Here is a 25,706-nt window from a genome sequence, read left to right on the forward strand (position 1 = left end):
ATTTAAATATAAACAAGATGAATTTACAGAAAATTTATTCTGATTTACTCTCCAATATTGGCTTTTCAGCAAATGAAATTCAGCAAAACTGGAACAATTTAGAAAAGGCATATTCCAAAAAATCAAGGCATTACCATAATCTCACACATTTAAAAGAAATGATTGAAAGTTTTGAAACGTATCGTGATCAACTTCAAAATCCTGATGAAATTTTGTTCTCTATTTTTTATCATGATTTTGTTTATTCGAGTTCAAAAAAAGATAACGAACTCAAAAGTGCCAAATATGCTTTGGCTGTTTTACCTAAAAATTTGGATCTAAATAAGCAACTCATTTTTGATGCAATCTGCGCCACACAGCAACATCAGCAAAATGCAATTGAAGACATAAATTGGCTAATCGATTTTGATTTGAAAATCCTCGCTAAAGATTGGGAAGATTATAAAATCTATTTCGAACAAATTCGAAAAGAATACCGCATTTATCCTGATTTTCTCTACAAACCCGGGCGCGCAAAAGCGTTGAAACATTTTCTGGAAAACGAGTTTATTTTTCAGACGGATGAGTTTCGGAATTTGTATGAAGAGAAAGCGAGAGCGAATATTGAAAAAGAGATTGCATTATTAACGTAAATGCGTGAGGGATTGAGGCGGTATCTCCCGATTTAGAAAAACAAGGCTTTTTAGCCGTAGTTTTTGTTAATTGGGAATATAGCCGAAAGCCCGACCCGGAGGGGCACGCCCAAAATATACAACGCAAAATTAATCTCGCAAAGTCGCAAAGTCGCAAAGTTTTTTTTAGCCACAGATTAAAGGATTAAAAAAATCTGCTTAAATCTGCCTAATCTGCGTGAAAAAAACTTTGCGCCCTTGCGACTTTGCGAGCAAAAACACACACAACCTATGTCACAAAACAAAAATGCTTTAATTCGGTACAAAACAATCGACAAATGTCTGCAAAATAAATACCGGCAATGGACACTCGAAGATTTAATCGAATGTTGTTCTGAAGCTTTATTTGAATATGAAGGAAGAGAAAACCCCATCAGCAAGCGCACCATTCAAATGGATATTCAGCTCATGCGAAGTGAAAAACTCGGTTATAATGCACCAATCGTGGTTTACGATAAAAAGTATTATAAATATGAAGACGAAGATTTTTCGATAACCGATATTCCGCTGACGGAAACCGATATGAATGTTTTGACTGAAACGGTTTCGATGTTGAAACAATTCAAAGATTTCTCTTTATTTAATGATGTCTCGGATATATTGCAACGTTTGGAAGATAAAATTTACGCCGAAAAATCGCATACTAAACCTGTTATTTATTTAGATAAAAATGAGAATTTAAAAGGCTTACATTATTTAGATGAAATTTATCAGGCGATTATCAAAAAGATGGTTTTGATAATTACTTATAAATCATTCAAATCGCGAGAAGAAACGAAATTTCATTTTCATCCTTTTATATTGAAGGAATTCAATAATCGATGGTTTTTAGTCGGAAAGAAAAAAGCATCTCAGCCTATTACTAATTTGGCGTTGGACAGAATTATTTCGATTGACTACGATTTCAATCTTCCTTATATAGAAGAAGTTTTTGATGCGGATACTTACTATAAAAATGTAATTGGCGTTACGGTCAATTCGGGATTACAACCCAGACGAATAGAACTTTGGATTGATGCTGTAAATGCACCATATGTTCTTACAAAACCTTTGCATCCGTCACAGCGATTGATTAAAGAAAATGAAGATCATAGTATTATAGTACATATATTTCTTTCTCCTAATTATGAAATGGAACGTATATTATTAGGTTTTGGTGACGGAATTGAAGTTCTCCGTCCCGATTACCTTCGAAACAGAATGAGAAAAATTCTCGAAAAAGCAATATCCAGATATAATCCTGAAAATAATACTGAATTAAACCTATAATTTTTTGAATAATACCGAATTAAACCTCGTTTTAAAATCAAAAAAGATTTTTTACTGCATGAATTTTGTTAAAATTTCAAAAAAGAATAGTATATTTCAGTTAAAATTTAACCACAAAACACTGAAAACCAAAGACATTTTTTAATTAACCAAAAATTTATTTAAAAATAATATGCACGCATAGTATTTTTTAATTATATTTGAAATCGATATAGTTACCTATGAAAGACAAAACGATAGATTATATTTTGAGAGCGACATGGCAAGCTGTTTCAAGAATGTATAACGAAGAAGCTGCAAAGTACGATGCAACTATGGCAACCGGATTTGCACTTTTAAGCATGGACAAGGAAGAAGGAACGCCATCGACCGCTTTAGGCCCAAGAATGGGTATGGAAGCCACAAGCTTAACCAGAACGCTCAAATCTATGGAGGAAAAAGGTTTAATTGTTCGCAAGAAAAACCCAAGCGACGGCCGAGGCGTATTAATCTACTTGACCGAATTTGGAAAAGAAAAAAGAGATTTATCTAAAAATACAGTTTTAAAGTTTAATGAAACAGTTAGAAAACATGTTTCGGAAGAAAAGCTGAAACATTTTATCGAAGTTTCTGAAATCATCAACGAACTGATTCACGATAAAAACATATTTAATCAAACAGAAAACACAGAAGAAAAATAATCAATTTTGATTGTCCTGATTCTGTAAAAAAACAAATAATAACAAGTATGAAACGCACAATTAAAAAAGTTGCTGTAATTGGATCCGGAATTATGGGTTCAGGAATAGCTTGCCATTTTGCCAATATTGGTGTTGAAGTTTTACTTCTTGACATCGTACCGCGCGAATTGACCGAGGCTGAAGCTAAAAAAGGATTAACTCTTGAAAGTAAAGCTGTTCGCAACCGAGTGGTAAACGAGCACTTGGCGAATTCATTAAAATCGAAACCATCTCCTATTTACAGTCAGAAATTCGCAAACAGAATTACGACTGGAAATACGACAGACGATATGGCAAAAATTGCCAATGTTGATTGGATTATCGAGGTTGTTGTAGAGCGTTTAGACATTAAGAAATTAGTTTTTGAACAAATCGAGAAATTCCGCAAGCCGGGAACTTTGGTTACTTCAAATACTTCTGGTATTCCAATTCATTTTATGAGTGAAGGAAGAAGCGAAGATTTTCAACAACACTTCTGCGGCACACACTTTTTTAACCCTGCGCGTTACTTAAAATTATTTGAAATTATTCCTGGTCCAAAAACTTCAACTGAAGTATTGGACTTCTTAAACGAATACGGATCTAAATTCTTAGGAAAAACTTCGGTTGTTGCTAAAGATACTCCGGCGTTTATTGGAAACAGAATTGGTATTTACGGAATCCAAAGTTTATTCCACTTGGTGAAAGAAATGGGATTGACTATCGAGGAAGTTGATAAATTGACAGGACCGGTAATTGGTCGTCCAAAATCGGCTACTTTCCGTACGGTTGACGTTGTGGGATTGGATACTTTGGTACACGTTGCCAACGGTATTTATGAAAACTGCCCGAACGACGAACAACACGAATTGTTCAAACTTCCTGATTTCATCAACAAAATGATGGAAAATAATTGGTTAGGAAGCAAAACTGGACAAGGTTTCTATAAAAAAGTAGATAAAGACATTCTTTCTTTAGACTTAAATACATTAGAATATAGAGCGGCAAAAAAAGCAAATTTTGCTACTCTTGAACTAACAAAAACTATTGATAAACCAATCAATCGTTTTAAAGTTTTAGTAAAAGGAACAGACAAAGCGGGAGAATTCTATCGTAAGAGTTTCGCTGGAATGTTTGCTTACGTGTCAAACAGAGTTCCTGAAATCTCAGACGAATTATACAAAATTGACGATGCCATGAAAGCTGGTTTTGGATGGGAAAATGGTCCATTCGAAATCTGGGATGCTATTGGCGTTGCCAAAGGAATTGAAATCATGAAAGCAGAAGGTCTAGAACCTGCTGCATGGGTTACTGAAATGTTGGCTTCTGGAAGCGACAGTTTCTATACTGTAAAAGAAGGAGCTACTTATTTCTATAACATTCCGACAAAATCACAAGTAAAAGTTCCTGGACAAGATTCATTCATTATTCTGAACAACATTCGCGAAAGCAAAAAAGTTTGGAGCAACAGTGGTGCAATCATTCAGGATTTAGGAGACGGAATCTTGAATTTAGAATTCCAATCTAAAATGAATACAATTGGTGGCGACGTTCTACAAGCTATCAATAAAGCAATCGACTTATCTGAAAAAGAATATCAAGGTTTAGTTATTGGTAACCAAGCAGCGAATTTCTCTGTTGGAGCTAATATCGGAATGATTTTCATGATGGCAGTTGAGCAAGAATACGACGAATTGAACATGGCAATTAAATTGTTCCAAGACACCATGATGCGTGTTCGTTACTCTTCTATTCCAGTTGTTGTAGCACCTCACGGAATGACTTTTGGCGGTGGATGCGAAATGAGCTTACACGCTGATAAAGTAGTTGCTGCTGCAGAAACTTATATGGGATTAGTTGAATTTGGTGTTGGTGTAATTCCTGGTGGTGGTGGTTCTAAAGAAATGACTTTAAGAGCATCTGATTTATTCCGCAAAAACGATGTGGAGTTGAACGTTCTTCAAGAGTATTTCTTGACTATCGCCATGGCTAAAGTTTCAACTTCTGGTTATGAGGCTTTTGATACTGGACTTCTTCAACATGGAAAAGATGTTATTGTAGTGAACAAAGATCGTCAGATTGCTGAAGCTAAAAAACATGCTTTGTTAATGGCTGAAGCTGGTTATACACAACCAATCAGAAGAACGGATGTAAAAGTATTAGGAAAACAAGCTTTAGGTATGTTCTTAGTTGGAACAGATCAAATGGAAGCTGGAAAATACATTTCTGAGCACGACAAGAAAATCGCTAACAAACTGGCTTATGTAATGGCTGGAGGTGATTTATCTGAAGCAACTTTAGTATCTGAACAATATTTATTAGATATCGAACGTGAAGCTTTCTTGAGTTTATGTACAGAGCGTAAGACTTTAGAAAGAATTCAATACATGTTGACTAAAGGAAAACCACTTCGTAACTAGATTGTATATTGTAAAATGTATATTGTATTTACAGGCAGCATTTTACAAATGAAATAAATTATATTTTTTAAAGATGAATTATTTTAAAGAATTGAAAGTTTGGCAAAAAGCAATTGAACTTGTAACCAATACTTATTTAAAAACTCAAAAATTTCCTAAAGAAGAAATTTATGGTTTGACTTCACAAATAAGAAGATGTGCGGTGTCCATACCATCAAATATAGCGGAAGGTTGTGGACGAAAATCACCTAAAGACTTTAATAACTTTTTAGGAATTTCATTAGGATCAGCATTTGAGTTTGAAACACAATTAATTATTTGCAAAAATATTGGATATATCGAGCAGGAAGTTTTTAATATTTTAGAATCTGAAATTCAGTATATACAGAATATGCTTATTAAGCTTCAAGCTTCGTTAGATACAAAATAAACATTTTACAACTTACAGTATACAATAATACAATATACAGAAAAATACAATCATTTATGAAAACAGCATATATAGTAAAAGCATATAGAACAGCAGTTGGAAAAGCTCCAAAAGGTGTTTTTAGATTTAAAAGACCTGATGAATTAGCAGCAGAAACCATTCAGTTTATGATGGATGAACTGCCTAATTTCGACAAAAAACGTATTGATGACGTTATGGTAGGAAATGCTATGCCCGAAGCAGAACAAGGTTTAAACGTTGGACGTTTGATCTCTTTAATGGGATTAAAAGTTGAAGATGTTCCTGGAGTTACGGTTAACCGTTACTGTGCTTCTGGATTAGAAACTATCGGAATGGCGACTGCTAAAATCCAATCAGGAATGGCAGATTGTATCATTGCAGGTGGTGCAGAAAGTATGAGTTATATTCCGATGGGAGGTTACAAACCAACTCCGGATTATAAAGTTGCTGCTGCAGGTCACGAAGATTATTACTGGGGAATGGGTTTAACTGCCGAGGCGGTTGCCAATCAATACAAAATCTCTAGAGAAGATCAGGATGAGTTTGCTTACAACTCTCACATGAAAGCTTTGAAAGCACAAGCAGAAGGAAAATTTGACAAACAAATTGTTCCTATTACTGTTGAGCAGACTTTCATCAATGAAAATGGTAAAAAAGAAACAAAATCATACGTTGTAAACAAAGACGAAGGCCCAAGAGCGGGAACTTCTAAAGAAGCTTTAGCAGGTTTAAGACCGGTTTTTGCTGCTGACGGAAGTGTAACGGCTGGTAACTCTTCTCAAATGAGCGACGGTGCAGCATTCGTTTTAATCATGAGTGAGGACATGGTTAAAGAATTAAATCTTGAGCCAATCGCCAGATTAGTAAACTTTGCTTCTTCTGGTGTTGAGCCAAGAATTATGGGTATTGGTCCAGTAAAAGCAATTCCGAAAGCTTTGAAACAAGCGGGATTAACATTAAATGATATTGAGTTAATTGAATTAAACGAGGCTTTTGCTTCACAAGCTTTAGCAGTAACTCGCGAGTTAAATATCAATCCAGATATCGTAAACGTAAACGGTGGAGCGATCTCTTTAGGACACCCTCTAGGATGTACAGGAGCTAAACTTTCTGTTCAGTTATTTGATGAGATGAAACGCAGAGGTAATAAGTACGGAATCGTGAGTATGTGTGTGGGAACTGGACAAGGTTCTGCAGGGATTTACGAGGTGTTGTAGTTTTTTTTGAGAAGAAAGAAGCAAGAAGCAAGACTTACATTTGGAATGTAGATATTCCAAAAGTGCATCCTAAAAAGTAGTAAAAAACTTACTTTTATTTTTTCTTCTTATCTTGCCTCAAAAAAAAATGAGACACAATTTTAAGAATTTGAAAATTTGGATTTTAGCTATGGAAATTACTAATGATATCTATAAACTAACTGCCACTTTTCCAAAATCAGAAACTTATAGTTTAATAAGTCAAATGAATAGATGTTCTGTTTCAATGCCTTCCAATATTGCTGAAGGTTCAAACAGAGGAAATAAACACTTTCAGCATTATTTGAATATTAGTTTAGGTTCGTCATTTGAATTACAAACACAATTACTGATAGCTTTTCAAAATGATTATCTATCCAAGACAAAAACAGAAGAAATAGAAAACAAAATAATTGAATTTCAAAAGATGACAACAGGTTTCATAAGTAAGTTAGATCAAAATCTTTCTTCTTGACTCTTGCATCTTTTAATCTAAACAAAAACAAAATGGCAGATACAATCGAAAAAAACGTGACTCGTGGTGGTCAGTTTTTAGTTAAAGAAACAAAATGCGAAGACATCTTCACACCAGAAGATTTCTCGGAAGAGCAGTTAATGATGCGTGACTCTGTAAAAGAGTTCGTTGACAAAGAATTATGGGCACATAAAGATCGTTTTGAGAAAAAAGATTACGCTTACACAGAATCATCTATGCGTAAAGCGGGTGAACTAGGGCTTCTAGGAGTTGCAGTTCCAGAAGAATACGGCGGATTAGGAATGGGATTTGTTTCTACAATGTTGGTTTGTGACTACATTTCTGGAGCAACAGGTTCGTTCTCAACTGCTTTTGGTGCACATACAGGAATTGGAACTATGCCAATTACACTTTATGGTACTGAAGAACAAAAGAAAAAATACGTTCCGAAATTAGCTTCTGGAGAATGGTTTGGAGCTTATTGTTTGACTGAGCCAGGCGCAGGATCTGATGCTAACTCAGGAAAAACAAAAGCTGTTTTATCTGAAGATGGAAAATACTACTCTATCACAGGACAAAAAATGTGGATTTCGAATGCAGGTTTCTGTAGCGTTTTCATCGTTTTTGCTCGTATTGGAGATGATAAAAATATTACAGGTTTCATTGTAGAAAACGATCCTTCAAACGGAATTTCTATGAATGAAGAAGAGCATAAATTAGGAATCCGTGCTTCTTCTACTCGTCAGGTTTTCTTCAACGAAACAAAAGTTCCGGTTGAAAACATGTTATCTGAAAGAGGAAACGGTTTCAAAATCGCAATGAACGCTTTGAACGTTGGTCGTATTAAATTGGCAGCTGCTTGTTTAGATGCTCAAAGAAGAGTTACTTCTGGAGCCGTAAAGTATGCTAACGAAAGAATTCAGTTCAACACTTCTATTTCATCTTTTGGTGCTATCCGTTCTAAATTAGCTGAAATGGCAACGAATGCTTACGCTGGAGAAAGTGCTTCTTACCGTGCTGCAAAAGATATCGAAGACAGAATCGCTGCTCGTGAAGCAGAAGGAACTTCTCATCAAGAAGCAGAATTAAAAGGTGTTGAAGAATATGCTATCGAGTGTTCTATCTTGAAAGTAGCAGTTTCTGAAGACGTTCAAAACTGTTCTGACGAAGGTATTCAAGTTTTCGGTGGAATGGGATTCTCTGAAGATACTCCAATGGAAAGTGCTTGGAGAGATGCTCGCATTGCTAGAATCTATGAAGGAACAAACGAAATCAACAGAATGCTTTCTGTAGGTATGTTGATCAAAAAAGCAATGAAAGGACACGTTGATTTACTTGGACCAGCAATGAAAGTTCAAGAAGAATTAATGGGTATTCCCTCTTTTGATACTCCAGATTTCTCTGAATTATTCTCAGAAGAAAAAGTAATCGTGGCTAACTTGAAAAAAGTTTTCTTAATGGTTGCCGGAAGCGCTGTTCAAAAATACGGTCCAGATTTAGATTCTCACCAACAATTATTAATGGCTGCTGCTGATATCTTAATCGAAATCTATATGGCAGAGAGCACAATCTTGAGAACTGAAAAATTAGCAAAATCTCAAGGTGAAGATAAAGTACAAGAACAAATTGCAATGGCAAAATTATACTTGTACAAAGCAGTTGACATTGTAAACTTAAGAGGAAAAGAAGGAATCGCTTCATTCTCTGAAGGTGACGAACAACGTATGATGTTAATGGGATTAAAGCGTTTTACAAAATATACTAATCTTCCAAACGTAGTTGCGTTGAGAGAAAAAATTGCAGAAAAATTAGTTGCAGAGAACAGTTACTGCTTCTAATATAAAAATAGTTTTTAGCTTTTAATTTGTTTAAGCCCGCGCAAGTCCGAAACTGCGCGGGCTTATTTTTTTTCCATCTGAAAGACAGAACCTGAAAAACGCAATATTTTTGCAGTGATTTGCAAATAATTCGTTAAAATTCAAATTAAATCGTTTTAGTATAGTTAAATATTAAATACATTCCAGTATATTTAGCATTCTAAAAAACTAAAATATGAAACCACTTAACCTAATTACAATTTTATTTTTTCTGGTGCTATCCACAAATTCATTTGCACAGAAAAACAAAAAACTGGATATTATCGCTTATTACACAGGCGATTCTAATCTTATTGACCAGTACGAAGTCAATAAATTGGACCAAATTATATTCAGTTTCTGCCACTTAAGAGATGGCAAATTAAGCGTTGATTCTCCAAAAGATTCTTTAACGATTAAACATCTAGTAGCTTTAAAAGCAAAAAATCCGCAATTAAAAATTATTCTTTCGCTTGGCGGATGGGGTGGTTGCGAACCTTGTTCTGCTGCTTTTTCAACTGCTGAAGGCCGTGTAAAATTTGCAAAATCAGTAAAAGAAGTAAGTGATTACTTCAAAGTTGACGGATTAGATTTGGATTGGGAATATCCTTCGATAGAAGGTCTTCCAGGGCATTTATACCAAGCTGCAGATAAACCAAATTTTACTGATCTGTTGAAAAAATTACGTTCAACATTAGGAAAAAAATACGAGCTAAGTTTTGCTGCGGGAGGTTTTCAAAAATGTTTGGATGAATCAATCGACTGGAAAGGTGTAGCACCATATGTAAATCGTATTAACATTATGAGCTACGATTTGGTAAACGGATATTCTAAAGTTACAGGCCATCATACTCCTCTATACAGCACTAATGCAAAAGAAGAGTCAACTGACAGAGCGGTTACTTACTTATTAAAGCAAGGCGTTCCTGCAGAAAAATTAGTTATTGGCGGTGCATTTTACACGAGAACATGGAAAAATGTTGCGAATGTAAACAACGGATTATATCAATCTGGAGAACACACCGACGGAACATCGTTTAAAGACTTCGAAAAGACTTACACCGAAGCGAATGGATGGAAATATTTCTGGGATGATAAAGCAAAAGCACCTTACTGGTACAACGAAAAAGACAAAAAATTTGCAACGGGCGACGATTTAGTTTCTATAAAAGCAAAAACTGAATATGCAAAATCTAAAAAATTAGGCGGAATCATGTTTTGGGAACTTCCATTGGATAAATTCCGTGACGGAATGGTGAATGCTATTTATGAAGTTAAAAACAAATAATTAAATTAAAAAACGGCAGTTTTCTCAAAAAGATAACTGCCGTTTTTTTATGATAAAGTTCGTCTTTATTTCACTTTTGTCTTATCTAATTCACCAATAAACGGAATTGCTTCTAGAATTTCTGCTTTAATAATGGTTTGCAAATAAACCTCAAGTTGGATAAACTTCGCTGCGTTTATTGAGCCAATTGCTTTCTTTGCTTCGTTATAAGTCTTTTCGTATAATTTCTCATAAGCAATATGGTTTTTTAAAGTTCCTTTTGCCAATTCATCTGCTTTTGCATCAGTCAAGGTTGCATAATTTGCTGAATAATCGTTAAGAAGTTGAAACTTTGTCTGACCAAGAGTCTTGCGTGCGGTTTCATATTTGTCATAAACTTTTGCAAATGCAGCAGATTGCGAATCAGATAAATTCATATACTGTTTGACTAAATCACTTTTCGATTTTCCATAAACACTTTGCAAAACATCAACATCTTCTTTAAATGAAGACTGAGCATAAGATGAAAACGTTGCTAGAGCCATAATAAAAATAAGACTTAATTTTTTCATAGTTTTTGATTTTAAATTTGTTTCTAAATAATTATGCACATTAAAATTTTATTGTTTTTGAAGACATTGCCCCCCTTGATTAAAAAAAAGAATATTGATAAACTGCTGATAAAGCATAATAATCTAAACCATTATTAGTAAATGCCCCTGCATGATATTGAAATCGAATTGATTGCCCTTTTGCAATAGGTGTTGAAAATGTTCCTCCAATCCTCCAGTTATCAATCTGACTTGCTTCAGGAACACCGTCAATTATTGTTTTTCCACCAAAAAACCACGTTGTATTAAAACCAAGCCACGTGTTGTTTTTAAAATAATAACTCGCATGTGCCTGCAAACTATACGTTGGTTTTTGTTCCATTTTTTTTCCTAAAAAATCATTATTATCAGTATAAAACCAAACTCCTCCGTATGCCTCCGCATATACATGAGCAAAGCGTTTCGAGATACCAATTTCAGGTTTTACACCCCAGCGGTTTGTGCCTATATTAACGCGTTTGTCTTCATAATATCTTCCTGTTGGAATTGAAGTCACCAAGCTAACCCCTAAAATTGTTTTTTGCTGAAAAGATCTAAACTCACTTTTATCAAGCGCAGGCGAACCCAATAAATTCACTCCAAATCGCACTTTTGTATCAGCAAAACCGGTTCTAGAACCTGTCAGTAAATCGCCGGCAACCAAAGCAGAGCCGTCCATAAAAGTAAACGGAACTGAAACTTGAATACGGGCAAGCTTATTCGCCAAACCAAAAGTCCTGACATAACTTGCTGCAACATTGTGGCTTTGAATTTTAAAATCGGAAATAGGTAATGATGGCTCTGTTACGACATTTCCATCCATAAATATGTAACCTAAAGCGGCTACATTTAATTTTTTTGGCACATTGGCGTAAGCTCTTGGCTCTAAATCTTGGCTGTAACTTATAACTGAAAATAAAATCAATATTGCACAGAAGTATTTATTAGAGAAGGCGGAAAAGTATTTTTTTGGCATAAATCCTAAAGAATTGGCGATACAATCAAGTTAAAACTCTTACTATTTAATTTCAGTTTTAGGTGGATGTATTTCACCATCATAAGAAATCGAGCCTCTATTATTACTAGTGACCGAAAGTGAAGCGCCTCCATTAGGAAATATTGTAAATAAAAGATCATACACATCATTTTGTCCTTTTACTGTAGACCTAACGATAATCTTTTTTTTACTTTTCTCAATTCTGGTATTCTCAGGAACACCTTCAAATTTAATACCCCCGTCTGTTCCTCCATAACCTACGTTGTAACCTCGTCCAAAAAACGGAAGATCACAAGTAGTCTTGGTTTCATTAAAATTCAAAAAATACGTATTGTAATCTAGATTCAAAAGTCTTCCTCCTTGGGGAGTTGCTTTTTGCGCTTCAAAAGCAAAATTTTTAGAATCAATTAAAGCTTCTATTTCTTTTTGTTTTTGCAGTTCACGTTCTGCTTTAAGCTCTTTTTTAGATTTTTCCTGTGCTAAGACAGAAAAACTTAAAAAGCAGGATAACACTAGTAAAATGGATAATTTAGGTGACATAAAATATAAATTTAATAGAGTTAATTTTATTTTTTGGTAAATCGCATCATGGCAATATCTCCTGAGATAAAATTTAAAGTTTTTCCGTCATCGGTAATATCATAAGATGTAACTTTTTGAAGTGTACTCATAAAAAGCTGTTCGCCTTTCCCATCCATGCACATCATCTTTGTGACTGCCATTGGTTGTGTGAAATCAATTTTATTTCCGTCAACAACTAATTTTCCATTAAATGAATTACAGCTGTTGTTTCCAGAAACATGGCTTTCTTTTGTATTGAAATTGATTGTTGGTTTTTTATTTGGGTACAAACCTTCAAAAGCTATTCGCGGGCCGGAAACATAATTAAGTTCCCAGTTTCCATCTAATTTAGAAACCTTATCTGTTTTTTGGCATTTGCAGGAAATCAGTACAACACTTAAGAGTATAAGCGTAAAAAAATTCTTCGTCATAACATTAAGTATTAAAAATTAATGAATTATAAAACGAGATTTGAGAAATTTTTCGTTAAAAACCTCTACGAATTTAAGCAATATTTTTTTGTTCTCAGTGTAAACCGGCATTAATTTACACTTAATAGTTTTAGATTTATTTAACTTTTAGAGGTAATTATATCGGCATTTTTATGTTAAATTTACTTAATCTTTAATTTAAAAGCCTCACATATGAAAAAAGCAATTGTTTCTTTCGCTATAATTACAGCCTTAATTATTGGCTGTAAGACCAATACAAAATCAAATGATGCCAAAACGTTGACTGTAAATTTGGAACCAAAAAGCAGCAGCAACGTTAGCGGAACTGCAACTTTTACAGAGAAAAACGGAAAAGTTACCTTTGTTGCAAAAGTAGCCGGATTACAGCCTGGCGTTCACGCCATCCACATTCATGAAAAATCAGATTGTTCTTCAGCAGACGGAAGTTCTGCAGGTGGACACTGGAATCCAACTTTCAAAAAACATGGAAAATGGGGAGTTGGTGAATATCATAAAGGTGATATCGGAAACTTCACTGCAGATGCAAAAGGAAACGGAACCATTACTTTGACTACTGACGAATGGTGTGTTGGTTGTGGAGATGCAAACAAAGATGTGCTAGGAAAAGGTTTGATTGTACATCAAGGAGCTGATGACTTTACGACACAACCTACTGGAAATGCAGGTGGTAGAGTTGCCTGCGCAGGAATCATCAAATAATAAAAAAACGCAATAACCACTATTTTTTCACAAAATCTAGTGGTTATTTCATTTTTAATGAATCCTAAGACAAGAAAAAAAATTAGCTTTGCATTTTCAAATTAAAGTTAATGATCAACGCATCGGCACCAGGCTGGATAGATAAGTTTTTTAGCGAACAAAAGTTTTCAGAAGCAATTCCTTTTGAAACTACTGACTCATTCTACTATAAAGTCAGAGAAACTGGATTTATCTATGGCCACATTATCTCAATAGATTCTCAAATCCCGATCCCCATAAAAGGCTGGTTTAAGACCGAAATTTCAAAAGTTGCGCTACTAAACACCTTGTATCATGTTTTTTGTTTAGAAAAAAGAAATTCTGAACCCAATAATTTTATTTCCGAAGCTTTAAAATTCTACAAGCAAATGAATCCAGAAGGATTCAATTTGTTTAAAATTTTGCTTCCAAGGGACACTCCTTCTCTTTCATTAGAAAATATAATTGACCAAAGAGTCCAGACAAACGACAGTATTATCAGCAAAAACTTTTCGCATTTAGTTACAAATGCATTGTTGTTTATTGATGTATTAGCTTTTAGACAATATTTGGAACACGGTGCCATTCCTGAAAAATATTTAAAACGTATTGAGGAAACGGTTCTAGGAATTGTCGGACTTGCATTAAAAACAAAAACAGTCAAATCGCAACACGATGATTTATTGATAAAACTTTTTGAAGCATCAATTCGCTATTCTAAGTTTTCAAAAGTCACAGTTGAAACGTTAGAAACTTTGTCTCTGGATTATTTCAAAAACACTTTAGAACATTATTATTTGATGGATATGGCCGGAATGGCTTTATGGAGCGATGGTGTTGTAGAAAATGAAGAAGCCTACTTTTTATATTCATTAGGATCAACAATGGGCGTTGATGACGATTTTGTCACCAAAAGCATTGCTACGACAAACACCTTTATTACAACTCATAAAAAGAAAATCCCGTATTTCAATTATTCGAATCCGGTAAAACATTTTTACGACCAAATGACGCACACGGTTGTAAAACTGATTATCAGAAACAAAAACCGATTGGTAAAAGAAATTGTTCAAAGCAAAGAATTAATGGTTTTGCTGGCTTATTCTACTACAAGAGATTTGGATGCCAAAGAAAAGAAAAAAGTCAAAAAGCAACTTTTGGATATCTGCAAAACGATTCCGTCACTCACAATCTTTTTGCTTCCGGGAGGCAGCTTGTTATTGCCAATTCTGATAAAGTTTATTCCAACAATGCTTCCGTCAGCTTTTAATGAAAATCTTGACGAAAACGAATAAAAAAAATCGCCCTTGTGAGGCGATTTTTTATTTTCTATTATAAATCTAATTGATAAACAGTATCAAGTTCATCATTTGAACTGATTGTAACATTCAAATCGGTTACAAAACCAGAATTTAATCCGTAAACCCAACCGTGAAGCATCAAGTCTTGTCCATTTTTCCAAGCTCCCTGAACGATTGAAGTTTTAGCTAAATTATAAACTTGTTCTTTAGCATTGATTTCAACAAAAGCATTAAAACGCTCTGTTTCATCTTCGATTGAATTCAAATATTTATCATGCAAACGGTATTCATCCTTAATATGACGAATCCAGTTATCAATAATTCCAACTGATTGATTTCCCATTGCTGCTTTTACACCACCACATCCGTAATGTCCGCAAACAATAATATGTTTAATTTTCAAAACATTTACCGCGTAGTCTAGCACACTCAACATGTTCATATCAGAGTGAACAACCATATTGGCAATGTTTCTGTGAACAAAAACTTCACCTGGCTTTGCTCCTACAATTTCATTTGCAGGAACACGGCTATCAGAACATCCAATCCATAATAATGGCGGCTGTTGCCCTTTTGCAAGATCAGCAAAATAATTAGGATCTTTTGCCAATGAAGTTTCAACCCACTTTTTATTATTTTCTAATAACTGCTCATAAAATTTTCTCATTTTCTTTATTTTTGAATAGTATTTCTAGTTGCTTTATATGCCAAAAAGTAATTATGTAAAGTTACCTATTTTTTGATGTTTCCTGCAATATTAAAAATACTTTAATTGGTTATTTGTTAAAATTGTTCTTTTGAAATTTCCTTTTTCACCAAAGCTCTTTTGGCAACATCATAATAATGCTCAATTGTAACATGATTATTGTTCTCTGGAGTATTTTCAAGTTCATACGCTTCTTTAAAACCTTTAAGCTTCACTTTAATATTTTCATCAATCGCACGCGTTTCTTTAAACTCGCGAATTAAATCCAAAACATCATGCGCAATATATTCCGTATCGTGCGCATTGATTACCACTTTTGAATTTTCTGGAATTTCACTCAAAGTTTGCTTAATTGCCGCTTTATTTAAAAACGAAACTTCCTGAGCTAAATCAATATGAATGATATCGCCATCTTCATATTCTTCTTTTTTGAAAATATAAGCTCTTTTCAAGTTACCTCTCAGTACAAAAATGATACTGATGATAATTCCCAACGCAACCCCTTTCAGCAAATCTGTAGCAACAACAAAGACTAAAGTTGCTATAAAAGGCACAAATTGATATTTGCCCTTTTCCCAGAAATGCATGAAAGTTGCTGGTTTAGCTAATTTATAACCTACTAAAATTAAAACTGTAGCCAAAGTTGCTAATGGAATCTTATTTAAAATTGTAGGGATCGACAAAACACTAATCAATAAAAATAAACCGTGAATAATAGTTGACATTTTTGATTTTGCTCCTGCATTATTATTTGCAGACGACCTAACCACTACCGATGTCATTGGCAATCCACCCAAAAGTGAACTGATCATATTTCCAATACCTTGTGCTCTAAGCTCAACATTGGTATCTGTATAACGCTTTTGAACGTCCATTCTGTCAGAAGCTTCAATACATAATAATGTTTCGATAGAAGCTACAATAGCGATTGTAACAGCCACAACCCAAACCTGTGGATTTGTAACGGCACTGAAATTGGGAAGAATCAAAATCGATTTAAAATCGTCAAAAGATTTTGGAACTGGCAATGAAACCAAATGCTCTTTTGCAATAGCCAATGAACTTCCAGACGAAACAAAAACTTCATTAAGAACAACGCCAGCAATAACGGCAACTAATGCTCCTGGCACTAATTTTAAACGCTTTAAAAAAGCAACTCTGTCCCAAGCAAGTAATATTACAAGCGAAATAGCCGAAATTACAACAGCACCTAAATGAATATGATTTACAACATCAAATAAAAATGAAAACGAATTGCTTCCATCATTTTGAATAAACGCTTGGTCGCCCTCAAAATCAGCATCATAACCGAAAGCGTGCGGCAACTGCTTCAAAATAATGATGATACCAATACCTGCCAGCATCCCTTCAATTACATTCGTTGGAAAATAATTTGATATACTTCCGGCTTTTAAAAACCCTAATGCTAATTGAATTAATCCAGCGATAAAAACGGACAGCAAAAACACATCAAAAGCACCAAAATCAGTAATAGCGGTTAAAATAATTGCTGTTAATCCAGCAGCAGGACCTGAAACGCTAATGTGCGATTGGCTTAAGTAACCAACTACTACCCCCCCAACAACACCAGCAATAATTCCAGAAAATAAAGGTGCTCCAGAAGCCATTGCTATACCTAAGCATAATGGAAGAGCAACCAAGAAAACCACCAAACCTGAGGCAAAGTCAGATTTTAGGTTGGCAAAAAGATTGATTTTTTTTGTCATAACACAATACTAAAAAAATTATTCATTAAAGATTAACCACATTTATACAAATGCAGTTGAGTTCAAAATAATCGGAAGTATTATGCCAAATTAGGGGGTGGAGCAAATATGCTCGGAGAAATATTGTCTAGTTTAACAATATTTTCAGATACAATAATTTTCTTTTCAATATAAACTGGCACTATTACCTCATGCTGAAGTATTGCTGGGTAAACGGCTGCCTTAAGTTCTTTGTGCGAGTGCTCCTCTTCAGAAAAACTGAAAAATATAGACGTATCATTACTTTTCTTCATCAACGTCACAATAGTTGGCGTTGCCAAGAAAGCAATAAATATGAATAATAATATGCGAGCGACTAATTTCATTGAAGCAAAAATAGCGTTAAAGAAATAAAATCAAAGTTTTTTTTATAGAAATTTAACATAAACAAAAAAGCAAAATGCAATTTTCATGACATTCTGCTTTTAATATATTAATATGCAATCACTTAAATCGTTTCTTCAAGCCATGCATTCATCATCCAAATCGTTTTTTCTTGTTCTGCAATAAAGTCACTCATCATAGAATTTGTTCCCTCATCGTTAATTTCGCCAGACTTATTTAAGATTTCTCTTTCGATTTTCAGCAAATCTGATAGCGAATGAACAATCAATTGCACTGCTTTTTCATCGTTTGAAATATTTTTTCCAACAGTTAATTTATTGTTCTTGATATAATCTTCAAATGTATGTAAAGGAGTTCCACCAATAGTTAAAACTCTTTCCGCTATCATATCTATTTTTAGTTGAGAATCTGTATACAATTCTTCAAATTTCACGTGAAGATCAAAGAAACGCTTTCCGCGGATGTTCCAGTGAATTCCTCTCAAATTTTGATAATATACTTGAAAATTGGATAATAAAATATTTAATTCTTGTACCAACAATTCTGACTCTTTTACAGGTAATCCTAAAATATTTGTTTTCATAATCTCTTTTTTTACACTAATTTACTACAAAATTAAAGTAACTTTCATAAAATATGCATAAATAAAAATTATATTTTCTTATTTTTGCATCAAAAAATACTATCAATATGACTATAACTCAATTACAATATGTATTAGCTGTTGCAGAGCATAAAAACTTCACTCTTGCAGCCGAAAAGTGTTTTGTAACACAGCCGACTTTGAGCATGCAGATTCAAAAAATTGAAGAAGAACTGAATATTTTAATTTTTGACAGAAGCAAAAAACCAATTCAATTAACTGATATTGGGCAAAAAATTGTAAGTCAAGCTAAAAATATTGTAAACGAAGCTGACCGAATCAAAGATATAGTAGAGCAGCAAAAAGGTTTTATTGGTGGCGAATTCCGTCTGGGAATTATCCCGACGGTCATGCCAACGCTTTTGCCAATGTTTTTGAATAATTTCATAAAAAAATATCCAAAAGTGAAGCTTTTAATCGAAGAGCTTAATACCGAAGAAATTATTGTGAAATTAAAAAATGGTCATCTTGATGCTGCTATTGCTGCAACACCTCTTGAAGATGAAAAAATAAAAGAAATCGTTTTATACTTCGAACCATTTGTGGCCTATATTCCTGAACATCATGCAAGTTTCGAAAAACAAGAAATTGAAGTTGCGGACTTAAATTTAAATGAAATTCTACTTTTACAAGACGGCCATTGCTTTAGAGATGGAATACTAAATCTATGCAAAAGTGTTTCTGATATTGACCAAAACAACTTTCAGATTCAGAGCGGAAGCTTTGAAACCTTAATAAAATTGGCAGACGAAGGCCTTGGCACAACATTACTTCCGTACTTGCACACTTTGGATTTGAAAGAATCCGACAAACTGAAACTACGAAACTTTAAGGAACCAAAACCTGCTCGAGAAGTAAGCTTGATTTACCCTAAAAGCGAACTAAAAATGCAAATTATTGACGCAATTCGATCTACAATTGCCGGCGTTGTAAAAGGCGCAATTGTTTTTCAGAATGTTCAAATCATCAGTCCACTACAAAAGAAAGCGTAATAAAAAAGGAGCCAATTTGGCTCCTTTTCTTTTATACTTTTATCAGTAGTAGACTTTGTTTTAATTCTGGCTTTTCGATTACAAAACTTAACAACCATTCTTGTAATTGCTCCATTTCATAAGGTAACAGTGTTTTGATAGCTTTTTCTAATTCTTTGCAGAAAAGTACCGGGTCGAAACTTACTCTTTCAAGTATTGATTTCGTGTAATCAAACATCATTTTTGACATAATAAAATAAGATTTTTGGGGTTATCTATATTTTTAAACTCGCACCAAATTTAAAAAAATAACCTTTATAACAACTATTTTTAACTCTTTTTTTTAAAAACTTTAATAACGAATACGTTTTCTTAAAACATATAACTCAATCTAGAATAATTCTACATAGTTTAATTAAACGTTTTTAAAAGCGCGAAACATTTCTCGTTTTCCTGGAGGACCAGCCAATTTTTCGACAGTAAACCCAACCGAAATCATGTTTCTTTTAACAACTCCGCGAGCTGCGTAAGTAACTAAAACGCCTTTTGGTTTTAAACTATTGTACATTTTTTGAAAAATTTCTTCGCTCCACAATTCAGGCTGCACCCTAAATCCGAAGGCGTCAAAGTAAATCAAATCAAAAGTTTCAAAATCGTTGATTTCATCAAAAAATTGTTTCCTTTTGGTTAACGAGAACGTGCCGCTAAGTTCGGTTTTCTCGTTCCATTCACTTTTATGCATTTTTTCAAAAATGTTGTCAAATTCCAATGCGCCTAATTCTTCAACATAATTCATTCCTAAAACTTCTTCAGCATTTACAGGATAAGCCTCTACTCCAACATAATCAATAATTTGTTGTTTATTATCTGATTCCAAAAAAGTGATAAAAGCATTCAAACCAGTTCCAAAACCAATTTCCAAAATAGATACTGGACTATTTTCAAATAATGAAAGTCCATTTTTAATAAAAACATGTTTGGCCTCTTGTATTGCACCATGTTTTGAATGATAACTTTCGTTCCATTCTTCCAAATGAATTGTCGTTGAGCCATCTAGCGTTTTAATTATTTCTCTTTTCACGATTTTCGAATTTTATAATGGTGTTTTACTGATTTTCAGTCTGTTTTATTGATCAAATTTAGTCAAAACAAATGCGTAAAGCCTTAAAAAACCGCACTTTTTTCATAAATTCTTTATAAAACTTACTTAAAATTTTAGGTTTATTATAAGATAAACAAATCTCAGTCAAACACAGGAATTAATGCAGTTTTACCAAGTAAATTACATATTTTTCCGTAATTTTGCATTCAACAAAAAACTATTCTTCAGCAGATCACTACGTTACAAAATCATCTGTTAAGAATTCAATTCGATAAAACTTTACATAATTATGAGTACAACTCAAACAAGCAAAATTGAAATCAGAAAAGCTACCTCTTCTAAGATAAGCTCTGTAGACTTTGAAAACTTAAGCTTTGGTGCTGTATTTACAGACCATTTATTTGAATGTGATTACAAAAATGGACAGTGGCAGACTCCGGTCATTAAGCCTTATGCTCCAATTTTAATGGATCCTTCATCAAAAGTCTTTCATTATGGTCAAGCTATTTTTGAAGGGATGAAAGCTTACAAAGATGAAAATAATGATGTTTGGTTGTTCAGACCTGATGAAAACTACAAACGTTTCAACAGTTCTGCTGTTCGTATGGCTATGCCAGAAGTACCAGAAGATATTTTCATGGAAGGTTTAAATGAATTATTGAAAATCGACCAAGAATGGATTCAAAGAGGAAACGGTGCAAGTATGTACATCCGTCCTTTTATGATTGCTACAGGACCTGGAGTTATCGCAAATCCATCTGACGAATATAAATTTATGATCTTGCTTTCGCCTGCAAAAGCATATTACGGAGGCGAAGTAAAAGTGATCATTGCTGAACATTATAGTAGAGCAGCAAATGGTGGTATCGGAGCTGCAAAAGCTGCAGGAAACTATGCCGCTCAATTCTACCCAACTAACTTAGCGAACAAAGATGGTTTCCAACAAGTTATTTGGACTGATGATGCAACCCATACAAAATTAGAAGAAGCAGGAACAATGAACGTTTTCTTCAGAATTAATGATACATTATTGACAGCTCCAACAAGCGAGAGAATTTTAGATGGTGTAACTAGAAAAAGTTTGATCGCAATGGCTGAAAAAGAAGGCCTTAATGTAGAAGTTCGTCCAGTTATTGTTTCTGAATTAGTTGAAGCAGCTAAAAACGGATCTTTAAAAGAAATTTTTGGAGCCGGAACAGCTGCAGTAATCAGTGTTATCAAAGGATTCTCTTATAAAGATGAATACTATGAAATGGCACCTGTTGAAAATTCATATGCTTCTTTCTTGAAAGAAAAATTAACTAGTCTTCAAAACAAACTTTCTGAAGACACTTATGGATGGACAGTTAAAGTACAATAATCCAAAACCGCAATAAACAGAGAAACCCGATAGATTTAAAATTTATCGGGTTTTTACTTTATATAATTTAAACACATAGAAACATAGTCCAAGTGTTTTAAAAGAACACAAAAAGAAACAAGTTTCTAACACATAGCTATGTGCATTAATGAAAGTGAAACGCCTTTTTAAGCATAAACAAAACTATGTTTCTATGTGTTTAAATATTTAGACAAAAGATTTTACTTTTATAATAACTTCGAAAAATCTGGCTTGAAGTAATTTGGACCTTTCATTACTTTTCCGTCTTCGCGATAAATTGGTTGGCCGTCTTCACCAAGCTTGCTCATATTACTACGTTGGATTTCATCAAAAACTGCTTCAATTTTATCCTGAAGTCCGTGCTCGATAATAGTCCCACACAAAATGTACATCATATCGCCAAGAGCATCCGCTATTTCAACAATATCATTATTTTGAACCGCTTCAAGATATTCTTCGTTTTCTTCTTTCATCAAATTATAACGAAGCAACTTTTTTGTTGCTCCCAAATCAGCAATTGGCGACTGACTGTGACCTATTTTAAAAGCAGTATGAAATTCAGTTACTGCATCCAGTTGTTTCTTCATGTTTTTAATTGATTAAATGAATTGGCAAATTAGCAACAATTCGTGTACAATTCTCTAAATTTGCCAAAAATAATTTTAACTATGTTTAGTCAAGGACAAATAATCTTCGGAATCTGCTTTTTTATTGCTTTTGTAATCGTTATGATATTTGCATATCGAAAAGATTTGGCACTTCATAAAATATTTTACAAAGGAAATTACAAGGTTTTGCTTGTGTTTTTACTTTTCATTGCACTTTTATTTGTAATCAAATTTTTTTTCAAAAGATAAATACTGACTTTAATTATCCTTTCATAAAATAAATTTCAAAAATCACAATTAAACATTTTCAAAAACGTTTAATTTGAATATTTTTTTTAATCAGAATAATTTATAAAGTGTACTTTTATCGTGACGCTATTTTTAGTACGACTAGTAATAAAAATTTATAACTTTACGACACCAAACAATCTACCCAAATGAAGATTTTAAAATATTTATTTCTTTTATTATTATTAAGCTTAGTTGCTCTCACTGTTTTTGTTGCTACTCAAAAAGGGATTTTTTCTGTTGAAAGAAGCAAGGTAATTAATTCCCAAAAAGCGACAGTTTACAACTATATAAATGATTTTAGAAATTATGAAGATTTTGAATCTTGGGCAGTCGAAGATCCTTCATTAAACTTTACTTTTCCAAATAAAACGGCCGGAAGCGGCGCTTCATTTTACTGGACAGGATCTGAGGGCGCTGGAAATGCAATTACGCTAAAAACGAAAGACGGCGAAAGCATTCAGCAAAAAATGAAATATGATGGAACTGAAGCTGATGTGAATTGGACTTTCAAAGATACTTTGGCAGGAAAAACAAAAGTTACTTGGAAAGCAAAAGGAACAATGAGCTTTTTGTTTAAAATATACACGGCTCTAAATGGCGGTTCTGATAAAGTTATTGGAACAATTTACGAAAAGAGCCTAGCAAATATTGACAAAAACCTTGATTACGAAACCAAAACGTATAATATAAAAGTGGATGGTGTGGTTCAAAAAACAGAAACACCATACATCAAACAAACTTTTACAAGTGAAATTGCCAAAGTAACCAAAAATGCAAGAATCGTTATTCCAAAACTTATTAAGTTTAGCGAAACCAACGCTTTGCAAACTACTGGAAAACCCTTTATTATTTATCATACTTATGATACTGCGAAAGGATTGGCAAAAATTTCAATTTGTTTGCCAATAAACAAAGAAATTTCAATTAGTTCTGGAAGCGATATTTTATCAGGCAAATTAAACGGATTTGAAGCCGTAAAAACTACTTTGACAGGTGATTATTCGCATACAGCTGAAGCTATTGGCAAAAGCACTGCCTACATCAACAATCAAAAAATTGTACCCGATTTAAGCTGGTCACATTTAGAAGTATTGACTGTAAGCAAATTAGACACAAAAAGTCCATCTAAATTATTGACTGAAATTTATTTTCCAACAAAACCAAAAGTTGTACCTGTAACAGTTCCTGTTGCTGCCCCATACAACACTCAAACTGATTCGGCAACAAATACACCAGCTGATCCAGCGGCAACAAATCCAGCGACGACACCAGTTGTGAAAAAACCGGTAAAACCAAAACCTGCAGCGCCAAAACCTACTACACCTACAACTACGCCAGAAGAAGATGAGTTCTAAAATAAAGGCAATTAAACCTTTAGCGTAAAATTCATTCTAATAGGATAAATGAAAAAGCTTGACAGACGAGAAGGAATTTATACAGCAATTATTAAATCCTAAAACGCAAAACGCAGCGTTTCAAAAACTCTTGTCTGATTATCAAAAACCTTTGTATTCTCATATTCGAAACATTGTTTTGAATCATGACGATACAGATGATGTTTTGCAAAATACTTTTGTAAAAGTTTTTCAGTATTTAAAAAATTTCAAAGGCGAAAGCAAGCTTTTTTCTTGGATGTACCGCATTGCAACCAATGAAGCTTTGACATTTTTAAATCAAAAAGCAAAATTAAGCGGGCTCACATCAGAAGCTTTACAGACCAAAACTATCGAAAATCTAAAATCTGATTCTTATTTCGATGGAGATGAAATTCAAATCAAACTCCAAAAAGCCATTGTCACTTTGCCCGAAAAACAACAATTGGTATTTAAAATGAAATATTTTGAAGAATTGAAGTATGAAGAAATTGCTGAAATTTTAGGAACTTCAGTGGGCGCTTTAAAAGCATCTTATCATCATGCGGTAAAAAAAATTGAATTATATGTTACATCAAATTAAACCTTTTGTAAAAAAAACTATCTTATAGACATTATGAAAGCATTTAAATTAGAAAACGAACCGAAAATCAAATCTGGATTCAAAACTCCGGAGCATTATTTTGATGATTTTTCGGCGAAAGTTTTACAGCAGATTAACGAAAAAGAAGTAAAAGTAATACCATTTTACAAACGTAAAAATGTAATTTCGATTGCTGCGGCCGCAGTAGTTGTTTTTGCATTGATGATCCCTATAGTCAATAATTACAATGCTACCTCTAAAGAACTTGACGAAGCTACTTTAGAAGCGTATTTATCATACCAATCCAATTTGAATCAGTATGATTTGATTCAGAATTTGGACACGAAAGATATCCAAAAACTGAACAAAAATGTTGCCATTGAAGATGAAACTCTTGAAGACATTTTAGCATCGAATCCAAACATCGAACACTTAATTTCTGAATAAAAAACAAAACTTAAAAGATGAAAATCAAAAACATATTGCCGATAATTTTATTCCTGGTAAGTTTTTCATTTTATGCTCAAAGCGGTAAAACAGATGAAAAACGTGAAAAGATCAAAGCTTATAAAGTTTCTTTTTTAACTACTGAATTAGAACTGACTCCTACTGAGGCTGAAAAATTCTGGCCTATTTACAATGCTTACGATGACAGACAATTTGAGTTGAGGCATCAAAAAATGAAAGCGTATTTAGAGCGTCTTAATGACGACAATATTAATTCAATTTCAGAAAAAGAGGCCGCAGTTCTGCTTTCCCAAATGGAAAGCACTGATAAAGAATTATATCTTTTGCGTGAAAAATACAATTCAAACTTAAAGAAGATACTTTCAGCAAAGAAAATATTAAAGCTTAAAAAATCTGAAGATGACTTTAACCGAAAATTATTAAAACAATATCGCGATAAAGCAGCAAAAGACAAGGATTAAGAAAAGTACAACAGCGACAAACCCCCT

The 25,706-nt window shown here is 33.6% G+C and carries 29 protein-coding genes; 18 read left to right on the top strand and 11 right to left on the bottom strand.

Annotation, left to right across the window (positions count from 1 at the left end; translation table 11 throughout):
• The first annotated feature begins 17 nt into the window (after positions 1-17).
• The 9 genes from H600_RS0119405 (at position 18) to H600_RS0119445 (ending at position 10,363) form a co-directional block, all read left to right on the top strand.
• Positions 18-632: an HD domain-containing protein gene (locus H600_RS0119405; RefSeq protein WP_026730350.1), complete on the top strand. Its 615-nt coding sequence runs from the start codon at positions 18-20 to the stop codon at positions 630-632.
• Positions 633-902: 270 nt separating this feature from the next.
• The gene (locus tag H600_RS0119410; protein WP_026730351.1) at positions 903-1,940 is read left to right on the top strand and encodes a helix-turn-helix transcriptional regulator; all 1,038 of its coding nucleotides are present in this window, start codon (positions 903-905) and stop codon (positions 1,938-1,940) included.
• Between the two features lie 221 nt (positions 1,941-2,161).
• Positions 2,162-2,620: a MarR family winged helix-turn-helix transcriptional regulator gene (locus H600_RS0119415; RefSeq protein ID WP_026730352.1), complete on the top strand. Its 459-nt coding sequence runs from the start codon at positions 2,162-2,164 to the stop codon at positions 2,618-2,620.
• A gap of 47 nt (positions 2,621-2,667) precedes the next feature.
• A complete protein-coding gene (locus H600_RS0119420; protein ID WP_026730353.1) occupies positions 2,668-5,058 on the top strand; it encodes a 3-hydroxyacyl-CoA dehydrogenase/enoyl-CoA hydratase family protein in 2,391 nt (796 codons plus the stop codon).
• A 73-nt stretch (positions 5,059-5,131) separates the two neighbouring features.
• Positions 5,132-5,488: a four helix bundle protein gene (locus H600_RS0119425; RefSeq protein WP_026730354.1), complete on the top strand. Its 357-nt coding sequence runs from the start codon at positions 5,132-5,134 to the stop codon at positions 5,486-5,488.
• Positions 5,489-5,544: 56 nt separating this feature from the next.
• Positions 5,545-6,726 (top strand): thiolase family protein, encoded by a 1,182-nt coding sequence (locus tag H600_RS0119430; protein WP_026730355.1) that lies wholly within the window; start codon positions 5,545-5,547, stop codon positions 6,724-6,726.
• 127 nt (positions 6,727-6,853) lie between these two features.
• Positions 6,854-7,219 carry a four helix bundle protein gene (locus H600_RS0119435; RefSeq protein WP_026730356.1) on the top strand — a complete coding sequence of 122 codons (366 nt, stop codon included), beginning with the start codon at positions 6,854-6,856 and terminating at the stop codon, positions 7,217-7,219.
• 32 nt (positions 7,220-7,251) lie between these two features.
• Positions 7,252-9,057 (top strand): acyl-CoA dehydrogenase family protein, encoded by a 1,806-nt coding sequence (locus H600_RS0119440; RefSeq protein ID WP_035108759.1) that lies wholly within the window; start codon positions 7,252-7,254, stop codon positions 9,055-9,057.
• A 214-nt stretch (positions 9,058-9,271) separates the two neighbouring features.
• A complete protein-coding gene (locus H600_RS0119445; protein WP_026730358.1) occupies positions 9,272-10,363 on the top strand; it encodes a glycoside hydrolase family 18 protein in 1,092 nt (363 codons plus the stop codon).
• A 65-nt stretch (positions 10,364-10,428) separates the two neighbouring features.
• Here H600_RS0119445 and H600_RS0119450 read toward each other — a convergent pair whose 3' ends face one another.
• The 4 genes from H600_RS0119450 to H600_RS0119465 form a co-directional block, all read right to left on the bottom strand.
• Complete coding sequence (locus H600_RS0119450) at positions 10,429-10,914, bottom strand: hypothetical protein (protein WP_026730359.1); 486 nt, start codon at positions 10,912-10,914, stop codon at positions 10,429-10,431.
• A 79-nt stretch (positions 10,915-10,993) separates the two neighbouring features.
• Positions 10,994-11,857, bottom strand: a complete 864-nt coding sequence (locus tag H600_RS0119455; RefSeq protein ID WP_245176606.1) for a transporter — start codon at positions 11,855-11,857, stop codon at positions 10,994-10,996.
• A 93-nt stretch (positions 11,858-11,950) separates the two neighbouring features.
• On the bottom strand, positions 11,951-12,469 hold the full coding sequence (locus tag H600_RS0119460) for a DUF4251 domain-containing protein (protein ID WP_026730361.1): 519 nt from the start codon (positions 12,467-12,469) through the stop codon (positions 11,951-11,953).
• Positions 12,470-12,495: 26 nt separating this feature from the next.
• The gene (locus H600_RS0119465) at positions 12,496-12,921 is read right to left on the bottom strand and encodes an META domain-containing protein (RefSeq protein ID WP_026730362.1); all 426 of its coding nucleotides are present in this window, start codon (positions 12,919-12,921) and stop codon (positions 12,496-12,498) included.
• A 213-nt stretch (positions 12,922-13,134) separates the two neighbouring features.
• Between H600_RS0119465 and H600_RS0119470 the strand changes: the two genes are divergently transcribed.
• Together H600_RS0119470 and H600_RS0119475 are read left to right on the top strand one after the other, a co-directional pair.
• A complete protein-coding gene (locus H600_RS0119470; RefSeq protein ID WP_026730363.1) occupies positions 13,135-13,662 on the top strand; it encodes a superoxide dismutase family protein in 528 nt (175 codons plus the stop codon).
• Positions 13,663-13,772: 110 nt separating this feature from the next.
• Positions 13,773-14,975, top strand: coding sequence for an LETM1-related biofilm-associated protein (locus H600_RS0119475; RefSeq protein ID WP_026730364.1), 1,203 nt, complete (start codon positions 13,773-13,775; stop codon positions 14,973-14,975).
• Between the two features lie 37 nt (positions 14,976-15,012).
• On the opposite strand, the gene can is transcribed toward H600_RS0119475, so the two are convergent.
• From can to H600_RS0119495, 4 genes are all read right to left on the bottom strand, one after another.
• Complete coding sequence (gene can / locus H600_RS0119480; RefSeq protein WP_026730365.1) at positions 15,013-15,648, bottom strand: carbonate dehydratase; 636 nt, start codon at positions 15,646-15,648, stop codon at positions 15,013-15,015.
• Between the two features lie 116 nt (positions 15,649-15,764).
• A complete protein-coding gene (locus tag H600_RS0119485) occupies positions 15,765-17,414 on the bottom strand; it encodes a SulP family inorganic anion transporter (RefSeq protein WP_026730366.1) in 1,650 nt (549 codons plus the stop codon).
• Positions 17,415-17,494: 80 nt separating this feature from the next.
• On the bottom strand, positions 17,495-17,779 hold the full coding sequence (locus H600_RS0119490) for a hypothetical protein (protein WP_026730367.1): 285 nt from the start codon (positions 17,777-17,779) through the stop codon (positions 17,495-17,497).
• A gap of 122 nt (positions 17,780-17,901) precedes the next feature.
• Positions 17,902-18,381 (bottom strand): Dps family protein, encoded by a 480-nt coding sequence (locus H600_RS0119495; protein WP_026730368.1) that lies wholly within the window; start codon positions 18,379-18,381, stop codon positions 17,902-17,904.
• Positions 18,382-18,488: 107 nt separating this feature from the next.
• On the opposite strand from H600_RS0119495, the gene H600_RS0119500 reads away from it, so the two are divergent.
• Positions 18,489-19,433: a LysR substrate-binding domain-containing protein gene (locus H600_RS0119500; RefSeq protein ID WP_026730369.1), complete on the top strand. Its 945-nt coding sequence runs from the start codon at positions 18,489-18,491 to the stop codon at positions 19,431-19,433.
• 31 nt (positions 19,434-19,464) lie between these two features.
• Here the strand turns inward: H600_RS0119500 and H600_RS0119505 are convergent, their stop codons facing one another.
• The gene (locus H600_RS0119505) at positions 19,465-19,662 is read right to left on the bottom strand and encodes a hypothetical protein (protein ID WP_026730370.1); all 198 of its coding nucleotides are present in this window, start codon (positions 19,660-19,662) and stop codon (positions 19,465-19,467) included.
• Between the two features lie 165 nt (positions 19,663-19,827).
• On the bottom strand, positions 19,828-20,493 hold the full coding sequence (gene mnmC2, locus H600_RS0119510) for a tRNA (5-methylaminomethyl-2-thiouridine)(34)-methyltransferase MnmC2 (protein WP_026730371.1): 666 nt from the start codon (positions 20,491-20,493) through the stop codon (positions 19,828-19,830).
• Between the two features lie 310 nt (positions 20,494-20,803).
• Between mnmC2 and H600_RS0119515 the strand changes: the two genes are divergently transcribed.
• On the top strand, positions 20,804-21,874 hold the full coding sequence (locus tag H600_RS0119515; protein ID WP_026730372.1) for a branched-chain amino acid aminotransferase: 1,071 nt from the start codon (positions 20,804-20,806) through the stop codon (positions 21,872-21,874).
• Between the two features lie 227 nt (positions 21,875-22,101).
• On the opposite strand, the gene H600_RS0119520 is transcribed toward H600_RS0119515, so the two are convergent.
• Entirely contained in the window at positions 22,102-22,482 is a 381-nt protein-coding gene (locus H600_RS0119520; RefSeq protein ID WP_026730373.1) for a pyrophosphohydrolase domain-containing protein, read from the bottom strand.
• Between the two features lie 81 nt (positions 22,483-22,563).
• Between H600_RS0119520 and H600_RS23205 the strand changes: the two genes are divergently transcribed.
• The 5 genes from H600_RS23205 (at position 22,564) to H600_RS0119545 (ending at position 25,679) form a co-directional block, all read left to right on the top strand.
• Positions 22,564-22,752 (top strand): hypothetical protein, encoded by a 189-nt coding sequence (locus H600_RS23205; RefSeq protein WP_026730374.1) that lies wholly within the window; start codon positions 22,564-22,566, stop codon positions 22,750-22,752.
• Between the two features lie 188 nt (positions 22,753-22,940).
• On the top strand, positions 22,941-24,149 hold the full coding sequence (locus H600_RS0119530; RefSeq protein ID WP_026730375.1) for an SRPBCC family protein: 1,209 nt from the start codon (positions 22,941-22,943) through the stop codon (positions 24,147-24,149).
• Positions 24,150-24,207: 58 nt separating this feature from the next.
• Positions 24,208-24,750 carry an RNA polymerase sigma factor gene (locus H600_RS0119535; RefSeq protein WP_026730376.1) on the top strand — a complete coding sequence of 181 codons (543 nt, stop codon included), beginning with the start codon at positions 24,208-24,210 and terminating at the stop codon, positions 24,748-24,750.
• Positions 24,751-24,783: 33 nt separating this feature from the next.
• The gene (locus H600_RS0119540) at positions 24,784-25,197 is read left to right on the top strand and encodes a hypothetical protein (RefSeq protein WP_026730377.1); all 414 of its coding nucleotides are present in this window, start codon (positions 24,784-24,786) and stop codon (positions 25,195-25,197) included.
• A gap of 17 nt (positions 25,198-25,214) precedes the next feature.
• Positions 25,215-25,679 carry a sensor of ECF-type sigma factor gene (locus H600_RS0119545; RefSeq protein ID WP_026730378.1) on the top strand — a complete coding sequence of 155 codons (465 nt, stop codon included), beginning with the start codon at positions 25,215-25,217 and terminating at the stop codon, positions 25,677-25,679.
• Positions 25,680-25,706: the final 27 nt, after the last annotated feature.

This window comes from Flavobacterium denitrificans DSM 15936 (genome assembly GCF_000425445.1).
Lineage (GTDB): Bacteria > Bacteroidota > Bacteroidia > Flavobacteriales > Flavobacteriaceae > Flavobacterium > Flavobacterium denitrificans.

Excerpts from the sequence above, each read along its gene's own strand:
- H600_RS0119405 (WP_026730350.1), top strand. The coding sequence starts at position 18 with ATGAATTTACAGAAAATTTATTCTGATTTACTCTCCAATATTGGCTTT.
- H600_RS0119410 (WP_026730351.1), top strand. The coding sequence starts at position 903 with ATGTCACAAAACAAAAATGCTTTAATTCGGTACAAAACAATCGACAAA.
- H600_RS0119415 (WP_026730352.1), top strand. The coding sequence starts at position 2,162 with ATGAAAGACAAAACGATAGATTATATTTTGAGAGCGACATGGCAAGCT.
- H600_RS0119420 (WP_026730353.1), top strand. The coding sequence starts at position 2,668 with ATGAAACGCACAATTAAAAAAGTTGCTGTAATTGGATCCGGAATTATG.
- H600_RS0119425 (WP_026730354.1), top strand. The coding sequence starts at position 5,132 with ATGAATTATTTTAAAGAATTGAAAGTTTGGCAAAAAGCAATTGAACTT.
- H600_RS0119430 (WP_026730355.1), top strand. The coding sequence starts at position 5,545 with ATGAAAACAGCATATATAGTAAAAGCATATAGAACAGCAGTTGGAAAA.
- H600_RS0119435 (WP_026730356.1), top strand. The coding sequence starts at position 6,854 with ATGAGACACAATTTTAAGAATTTGAAAATTTGGATTTTAGCTATGGAA.
- H600_RS0119440 (WP_035108759.1), top strand. The coding sequence starts at position 7,252 with ATGGCAGATACAATCGAAAAAAACGTGACTCGTGGTGGTCAGTTTTTA.
- H600_RS0119445 (WP_026730358.1), top strand. The coding sequence starts at position 9,272 with ATGAAACCACTTAACCTAATTACAATTTTATTTTTTCTGGTGCTATCC.
- H600_RS0119450 (WP_026730359.1), bottom strand. The coding sequence starts at position 10,914 with ATGAAAAAATTAAGTCTTATTTTTATTATGGCTCTAGCAACGTTTTCA.
- H600_RS0119460 (WP_026730361.1), bottom strand. The coding sequence starts at position 12,469 with ATGTCACCTAAATTATCCATTTTACTAGTGTTATCCTGCTTTTTAAGT.
- H600_RS0119465 (WP_026730362.1), bottom strand. The coding sequence starts at position 12,921 with ATGACGAAGAATTTTTTTACGCTTATACTCTTAAGTGTTGTACTGATT.
- H600_RS0119470 (WP_026730363.1), top strand. The coding sequence starts at position 13,135 with ATGAAAAAAGCAATTGTTTCTTTCGCTATAATTACAGCCTTAATTATT.
- H600_RS0119475 (WP_026730364.1), top strand. The coding sequence starts at position 13,773 with ATGATCAACGCATCGGCACCAGGCTGGATAGATAAGTTTTTTAGCGAA.
- can (WP_026730365.1), bottom strand. The coding sequence starts at position 15,648 with ATGAGAAAATTTTATGAGCAGTTATTAGAAAATAATAAAAAGTGGGTT.
- H600_RS0119485 (WP_026730366.1), bottom strand. The coding sequence starts at position 17,414 with ATGACAAAAAAAATCAATCTTTTTGCCAACCTAAAATCTGACTTTGCC.
- H600_RS0119490 (WP_026730367.1), bottom strand. The coding sequence starts at position 17,779 with ATGAAATTAGTCGCTCGCATATTATTATTCATATTTATTGCTTTCTTG.
- H600_RS0119495 (WP_026730368.1), bottom strand. The coding sequence starts at position 18,381 with ATGAAAACAAATATTTTAGGATTACCTGTAAAAGAGTCAGAATTGTTG.
- H600_RS0119500 (WP_026730369.1), top strand. The coding sequence starts at position 18,489 with ATGACTATAACTCAATTACAATATGTATTAGCTGTTGCAGAGCATAAA.
- H600_RS0119505 (WP_026730370.1), bottom strand. The coding sequence starts at position 19,662 with ATGTCAAAAATGATGTTTGATTACACGAAATCAATACTTGAAAGAGTA.
- H600_RS0119515 (WP_026730372.1), top strand. The coding sequence starts at position 20,804 with ATGAGTACAACTCAAACAAGCAAAATTGAAATCAGAAAAGCTACCTCT.
- H600_RS0119520 (WP_026730373.1), bottom strand. The coding sequence starts at position 22,482 with ATGAAGAAACAACTGGATGCAGTAACTGAATTTCATACTGCTTTTAAA.
- H600_RS23205 (WP_026730374.1), top strand. The coding sequence starts at position 22,564 with ATGTTTAGTCAAGGACAAATAATCTTCGGAATCTGCTTTTTTATTGCT.
- H600_RS0119530 (WP_026730375.1), top strand. The coding sequence starts at position 22,941 with ATGAAGATTTTAAAATATTTATTTCTTTTATTATTATTAAGCTTAGTT.
- H600_RS0119540 (WP_026730377.1), top strand. The coding sequence starts at position 24,784 with ATGAAAGCATTTAAATTAGAAAACGAACCGAAAATCAAATCTGGATTC.
- H600_RS0119545 (WP_026730378.1), top strand. The coding sequence starts at position 25,215 with ATGAAAATCAAAAACATATTGCCGATAATTTTATTCCTGGTAAGTTTT.